The organism is Runella sp., assembly GCF_027484545.1.
Lineage (GTDB): Bacteria > Bacteroidota > Bacteroidia > Cytophagales > Spirosomataceae > Runella.
Window position 1 is genome coordinate 104,142 of sequence record NZ_JAIXST010000134.1, and the last position, 6,586, is coordinate 110,727.

4 protein-coding genes are annotated in these 6,586 nt (G+C 42.5%); 2 read left to right on the forward strand and 2 right to left on the reverse strand.

Annotated features, from left to right (window positions below; translation table 11 throughout):
* Positions 1-121 precede the first annotated feature (121 nt).
* On the reverse strand, positions 122-829 hold the full coding sequence (locus Q0081_RS12555) for a GNAT family N-acetyltransferase (RefSeq protein ID WP_298353604.1): 708 nt from the start codon (positions 827-829) through the stop codon (positions 122-124).
* Between the two features lie 415 nt (positions 830-1,244).
* Here Q0081_RS12555 and Q0081_RS12560 point away from each other — a divergent pair, with 415 nt between their 5' ends.
* Both Q0081_RS12560 and Q0081_RS12565 read left to right on the forward strand, forming a co-directional pair.
* Positions 1,245-3,965, forward strand: a complete 2,721-nt coding sequence (locus Q0081_RS12560) for a PQQ-dependent sugar dehydrogenase (RefSeq protein WP_298353607.1) — start codon at positions 1,245-1,247, stop codon at positions 3,963-3,965.
* Between the two features lie 134 nt (positions 3,966-4,099).
* Positions 4,100-5,590, forward strand: a complete 1,491-nt coding sequence (locus Q0081_RS12565; protein WP_298353610.1) for a redoxin family protein — start codon at positions 4,100-4,102, stop codon at positions 5,588-5,590.
* 64 nt (positions 5,591-5,654) lie between these two features.
* On the opposite strand, the gene Q0081_RS12570 is transcribed toward Q0081_RS12565, so the two are convergent.
* Complete coding sequence (locus tag Q0081_RS12570) at positions 5,655-6,398, reverse strand: M23 family metallopeptidase (protein ID WP_298353613.1); 744 nt, start codon at positions 6,396-6,398, stop codon at positions 5,655-5,657.
* Between the last annotated feature and the right edge of the window lie 188 nt (positions 6,399-6,586).

A 6,586-nucleotide genomic window follows, 5' to 3' on the forward strand; every position in this document is an offset into this window, starting at 1 on the left:
GGGATACTATTTTAGCACAAAGTTAGGATAATAACGACGAGGTTACTAAAAATAAACCCGTCAGATTTTGCGGTGTAACGACTCGCGAATCTGACGGGTTCAAAAATAGCAATCAAAAGAATCAAACCAACTCCAATTCTCTTTGGCGGTTACGTGCTTTGGCTTCACGAATTTCTCGACGCAGTAAGATACGTTGTTTCAGGCGCATCCAACGCTCATAGAGTTTTGACTCTTTCAAAAAGTCCCACGGAGCTTTTTTCTCCGTTTTTTGAGCGGCTTCAGCGTCATGCATCATCCCGGTACAAAGGCAATTTTTGCGATTGGTCCGGGTCAGTACATCATAGTTTACACAACTTGAACATCCTTTCCAGAAAGCGTCATCGGCCGGTAACTCACTAAAAGTCACAGGCTCATACCCTAAGTCAGAATTGATTTTCATGACCGCAAGGCTGGTAGTGATACCGATGATTTTGGCATCCGGATATTTGGTACGCGAAAGTTCAAAAGCTTTTCTTTTGATGGCTTTGGCAATACCGCTTTTCCGATGGTCAGGATGTACGATAAGACCGGAGTTTGCCACAAATTTGCCGTGTTCCCACGTTTCAATGTAACAAAACCCTACCCAATCTCCCAGAAGCGTAGTGGCAACAATCGCTTTCCCTTCCGCCATTTTTTCCCGAATATAAACGGGAGAACGCTTGGCTATACCAGTTCCACGCTGTTTGGCACTTTCTTCCATTTCATTGCAAATGGTTTCGGCAAGATGGAAGTGTTTGTCTTCGGCTGTTTCTACTATGTATTGGTCAGATACGATTTCTATGTTTGACATTGTCGTTTAATCAGGATTATATCCTCTGCGGAGACAAATAATCCGCTTTGGTGTTGATAAAATAAATGATTTTTGGAAAACTTGGCGAAAGAAGTTTGCTACGTAGGCAAACATAGATTAATGTGTCCTTTCGGACCTGCTAAAAAATGGCGTAGTGTGTGCGCAGCGTGTATGTGAAAGAGATTGTGCCACCTTTGTAATTTGGTTTTTGAAAAAAACGTGACAAATATCGGTTAAATTGTTCAAGCATTCCAAAGAAATAACGAAATATTTTTAGGGATGGTTCAAATTCATCAGAACGCAGTATTACTGAAAAAAGCCTGCTGCGTTTAAAACTTGCAGTACAACAAATTAGTTTATCTATCAGTTGTGCTTTATAAATGATAACCACTATTTTTTTATACTAACCGTTAACATGAAACTACAATTTTGGCCCAAGTCGTCGCATTTATTGAGCACGTGTTTGTTGTCGGCTACGCTGATAAATTCGGCCTTTGCCCAAACTCCCTCAACTGCCCCCGAAGAGAATCGATTCACTAAAAATGTTTTGCTGGAAAAATTAGATGAACCTACTGAGATCGTTGTTTTGGAAGACCAACGGGTATTGTTTACGGAGCGAAAAGGTAAAGTTAAACTGTACAATCCTAAAAAGCCCAATACTTATAAAATAGTAGCCAACTTACCCGTTTACATCAAGCAGGAATATGGTTTAATGGGAATTAATGTGGATCCGAATTTCAAACAAAATAAATGGGTTTATCTTTATTATTCTCCTGTATCAACCGAGGCCGATACTTCGCAGCGATTGGTGCGCATGAAATACGATACAGAACGTGACACGCTTTTGCCAAGCACCGAACAGGTCTTGATTCGCGTTCCTGTAAAACGTACTGACTGCTGCCACACGGGTGGTTCTATTGCATGGGACAAACAAGGCAATTTATACCTTTCTACGGGTGATGATATCAATCCGTTTGGCAATGACGGGTACGGAGCACTGGACGGCCGCCCGGGAAGGGCAGGTTGGGATGGACGTTCAACTTCCTCCAACACCAATGACCTCCGCGGAAAAGTACTGCGTATAACACCTCGCCCGGAGGGTGGATACGATATTCCATCAGGGAATCTATTCCCCGTTAATACCCCCAAAACACGTCCCGAAATTTATACAATGGGAACACGAAACCCTTATCGTATTTCGATTGACCAACGTACAAATTATTTATACTGGGGCGATGTAGGCCCTGATGCGGGCAATGATAGCCCTACCCGTGGTTCGCGAGGATACGATGAAGTTAATCAGGCACGAAAAGCCGGCTATTTTGGTTATCCGCTTTTTATAGGGGATAATAGACCCTACAACCGCTATGATATGGGTACCAAAGTATCAAGTGAACTGTTTGACCCTCTAAAACCCATCAACGATTCACCACATAATACGGGTCTGACAGAATTACCGCCTGCCCAAAAAGCATTTATTTTTTATCCCTATGCTGATTCTCCTGAGTTTGGTCCCATCGTAGGTAAAGGCGGACGCAATGCAATGGCAGGCCCTGTATATTACTACGACGATTATCCTGAAACAGATGTAAAATTTCCTCGCCATTACGATGGTAAACTGTTTGCTTATGAGTGGATCCGTGACTGGATTCACCCTGTAACGATGACCAAAGACGGCAATTTTGTGAGCATGGAAGAATTTATGCCGGGTACGAAATTCAATCACCCGATTGATATGCAATTTGCCGTTGACGGTTCTTTGTACGTGATGGAATATGGAAACACCTGGTTTGCTCAAAACGATGATTCTCGTTTATCGCGCATTACTTACAATGCAGGCAACCGTAAGCCGATTGCTGCTGCATCTGTCAGCAAAAAAGCGGGTGCCATTCCTATGAAAGCCCTATTTTCTTCAAAGGGATCAGTGGATTATGACGGTGACGCGCTTACGTATGAATGGAATTTTGGCAAAGGTTTGCCCAAAAGCACACTTCCTAATCCAACCTTCACGTATACCAAACCGGGAACTTACACGGCTATGTTAAAAGTAACTGACGCCAAAGGGAATTCTTCGACAAGTAATGTAGAGGTAAAAGTAGGCAACGAGCCACCAAAAGTCGAAGTAGCGGTAGCAGGAAATAAGTCTTTTTATTGGGAAAACAAACCTGTTAACTACGAAGTAAAAGTAGCTGATAAAGAAGACGGAAGTTTAGCTAATAAGAAAATCAACCCCGAAGATGTAACTGTAACAATTGATTATCTGGAAGGATTTGACAAAACCATTTTAGCCCAGGGCCATCAGGCAAATTTGGGGTTTGCAACGGGCAAACGCCTTATGGACTTGTCGGATTGCAAAGCATGTCACGACATTGACAAAAAATCAATTGGGCCTGCGTATCGTCAGGTGGCTAAAAAATACAAAGGCGAGCGCGATATTGAGAGCCGATTGGCCGACAAAATCATCCAAGGCGGCGGCGGCGTGTGGGGCGAGCAAGCCATGAGTGCGCACCCACAAATCAAAAAAGAAGAAGCCAAAGATATTGTAAAGTATATCATGTCGTTGGCCAATGAAAAAGGACCGGACAAAAAACCTGTTAAAGGCGAATATGTCACTGTTCCCAAACAGAAAGAAGGTTCTTATATTTTTACGGCAAGCTATACCGACAAAGGAAACGCCGCTGTAGGCCCTCAAACTTCTACCACTACGGTAGCACTGCGCCCCGCCAAAGTAAAAGCTGTACAAAACGACGAAGTGAAAGATGCAACTAATGTGGAATTACCTTCAAAGTCGGAAGTATTAGCACCGGTAAAAAATGGCAGTTATGCACTTTACAAAGACATTGATTTGACTGACATCAGCACTGTTTCATTTATGGTATATGCCACACCGGATCGGACTGTAGGCGGTAAAATTGAAATACGATTGGACAGCCCCACGGGAGCATTGATTGGGGAAGTAGAAGTTTCTAACAACAAAATAGGGGTTCTTACTGCCTCGCTTCGCAGACCGGACGAGAAATTGCACAACTTATATTTGGTGTTCACTACAACCCAATCAGTGCCTAATAACCAAGGTCTATTTGGAGTGGAATGGATACAATTTAATCCAAACGGAGTAGCAAATACTGGAAAGTAAGAAAGACAAAAATGACATAATGATTTATAAAAAGCCGTCTCACAACGGCTTTTTTGTTTAACCTTAAACTCAAAAATGGTACATTCATTAACATAATCTGTACTTTTTTTCGTTTACTGAAAAAATCACACAACATGAAACACGTACTCTACAGCTTTGTTGCTTGCCTAATAAGCACCACACTCGTCGCTCAAACTGCCCCAATTACGCTTAAAACGCCCCTTGGCAGTAATTTTATGTTGTCTTTGGCAACCGAACAAGTGCGATATCACGAAGCCCCTTCCATTGGTTTGATAGATATGGAGTTTCTCAACATTGGGTATTTTGATGATACAACCAGACAATGGGCGATGACCGAATTTGAGTTGAAAGAACCTCAAATCGTACGACTGAATATTACTTCCAAAGCACAGGCATTTGTTGCGGGTCAGCGTCCTGCTCAGAGATCCAACTATGTGCTATTCATAAGTCCAAATGATAAACTGACGATTACGATTAATCCTGATAAATCACTCACCTTTCAGGGAACTAATGCTATTTACCAGGAAATTTTGCGGGATTATTTTAGAGAGAGTTTGTATGAATATTTACCGGTTTTTGGCTACAATCCCACCAAAATAGACAACAGCTCGATTTTACCCAAAGTAGACAGTCTACAGCAGGCTCGTCAACAACGCCTGCAAACTTTGAAGAGTCAGCAACCCGTCAATGAGGCATTTGAGACCTACCTAACTGCCACGACCACTACAGAAGCCTATTTGTTAAAGTTGATTGTATCAGATAAAAAGATTCGTGAAAGTCAAGGGATTCAGTTGAAACCAGAACAACGCCAGGAAATTGAAAATTTGACAATGCAAAATTTCAAAGTTCTGCCCGATGCCGCCTTAATGAGTGAGCCTTACCGCAGAGAATTGCGCAATTTCATTCAGATTCCCGTTACTCAAAAATATCCTACTGATTCGGCCAAGAGATATGTCCTCAGCGGCGAAGCCGTGCAATATGCGTATCAATTGAGCGATGAAAAACTCCGTGCTTATCCGCGTCAGCGAGCGTATTTGCTTACTTATTGGTTGGACTATTCCACTACTTTCCGCAGTGACATGGCGGCTGCCCATGCTTTATTGAAAAACTACGAAAAAACGTATCCGTCTTCTGAACTGATCCCTTATTTCAAACAGACCATTGCGGCCAAAGAAGGAAAGTATGTAGGACAACGGGCGCCTAATTTCACCTTCAAAAATCAGGAAGGGAAAGACGTATCACTAAGCAGTTTGAAAGGCAAGCCCGTTTGTATTGCGTTTTGTTTTAATCTCAAACAGCACGAATTGATTTTCAAACCGCTAGAAGAAGCCTACCGTGATCGACTCACTTTTGTTTACTTAAACGTTACTCCGAATACCCCGTTTGAAGACTGGAAATCTACGGTTCAAAGCCGCCCGGGAGTTGTACATTTGTGGGCTTCGGACGAAGAGGCTCAAAAACTCAAGGATACTTACTCCACCTCAATGCGTTATCCGTTTGTCTTGATTGACTCTCAGGGAAAAATAGTGGAACGCTGGATTCCACAGGAGTTTCCTGATAACAAAACTTTACAGGAAGAGCTGAAAGGATTAATAAAAAAATAGGGTTCAAAAAAGATGTACTACATAAAAAAGTCGTTGGTGTAATGAAAAACACCAACGACTTTTTTTATCTTATCACTTCCGCATCGGCCAACCAATCGTATGTATTAATAGGCTGTGGAAGCGCGTCAGGTGTCAATTGAAGGTACATAAGATGAAGGTGTGTACCTGAACGAGGTTTAGCAGCATTGAGGCCAGTACGGCCCACTTCTGCAATTTTTTGCCCGGCTACCACTTCATCGCCTACGTTTACTATCACTTTGCTATGATGGGCGTAGTAAAACAACCCGTCTAAGCAAGGATCGTATATCCATACAAAATTGCCTCCTCTATACGAACTTTCGCGGGTCCAGTTGGCCTCAGTAGCTACCACAACTCCGGGACGCATCGCCAATACATCTACGGGCAAATCGGTTTGGTCATCAATATTGTCCTGATTGCGATCGTAAACAAAAATATCGTGTGCAGGATGACTTCCCTGTACACCATGGTCGAAAAGATTGAATCCTCGCGGCCGAAAGCCAAAGCCATTACCGCCAATATTTTCTGCATCATAATCTTTTAAAGGAAACACAAATCGTATGGAATCATTGCAACTTTTTTGACGCAGCGGGTCGGTTACTTCGCGAAGTTGAAGCATAATTGCCTGAAATCGCATCTGCGCCGAGTCAGGCGTAAGGGTTTGTTCACGAATTTGGGTATTCAACTGCTGAAACGCCTGTCCCAAGATAATCATCTGTTCGCGGGGAGCGTCTGAACGTGCTGCTATCAAACCTAAAAGTAAGATGGCTATCCGGTAAGTTTTTTGCATAACGACTTTACTTCGGTGGTGGGTTTCAACAAATTAATGTATAACTTTTTACTTGAATTCAATCATAAATTTAGTTACTGTAAATAATTTGTGCAAACTATATTAGGCAGGTATTTTGAAATATGCGGTTGCGATGGCAAGATTTCGAGAACCTTTTGGGGACCAAGCCATTGCCCTTCGTTTTTGCC

What these genes read in the sequence shown, in the direction of transcription:
- Q0081_RS12555 (WP_298353604.1), bottom strand. Translation starts at nt 829, where the DNA reads ATGTCAAACATAGAAATCGTATCTGACCAATACATAGTAGAAACAGCC.
- Q0081_RS12560 (WP_298353607.1), top strand. Translation starts at nt 1,245, where the DNA reads ATGAAACTACAATTTTGGCCCAAGTCGTCGCATTTATTGAGCACGTGT.
- Q0081_RS12565 (WP_298353610.1), top strand. Translation starts at nt 4,100, where the DNA reads ATGAAACACGTACTCTACAGCTTTGTTGCTTGCCTAATAAGCACCACA.
- Q0081_RS12570 (WP_298353613.1), bottom strand. Translation starts at nt 6,398, where the DNA reads ATGCAAAAAACTTACCGGATAGCCATCTTACTTTTAGGTTTGATAGCA.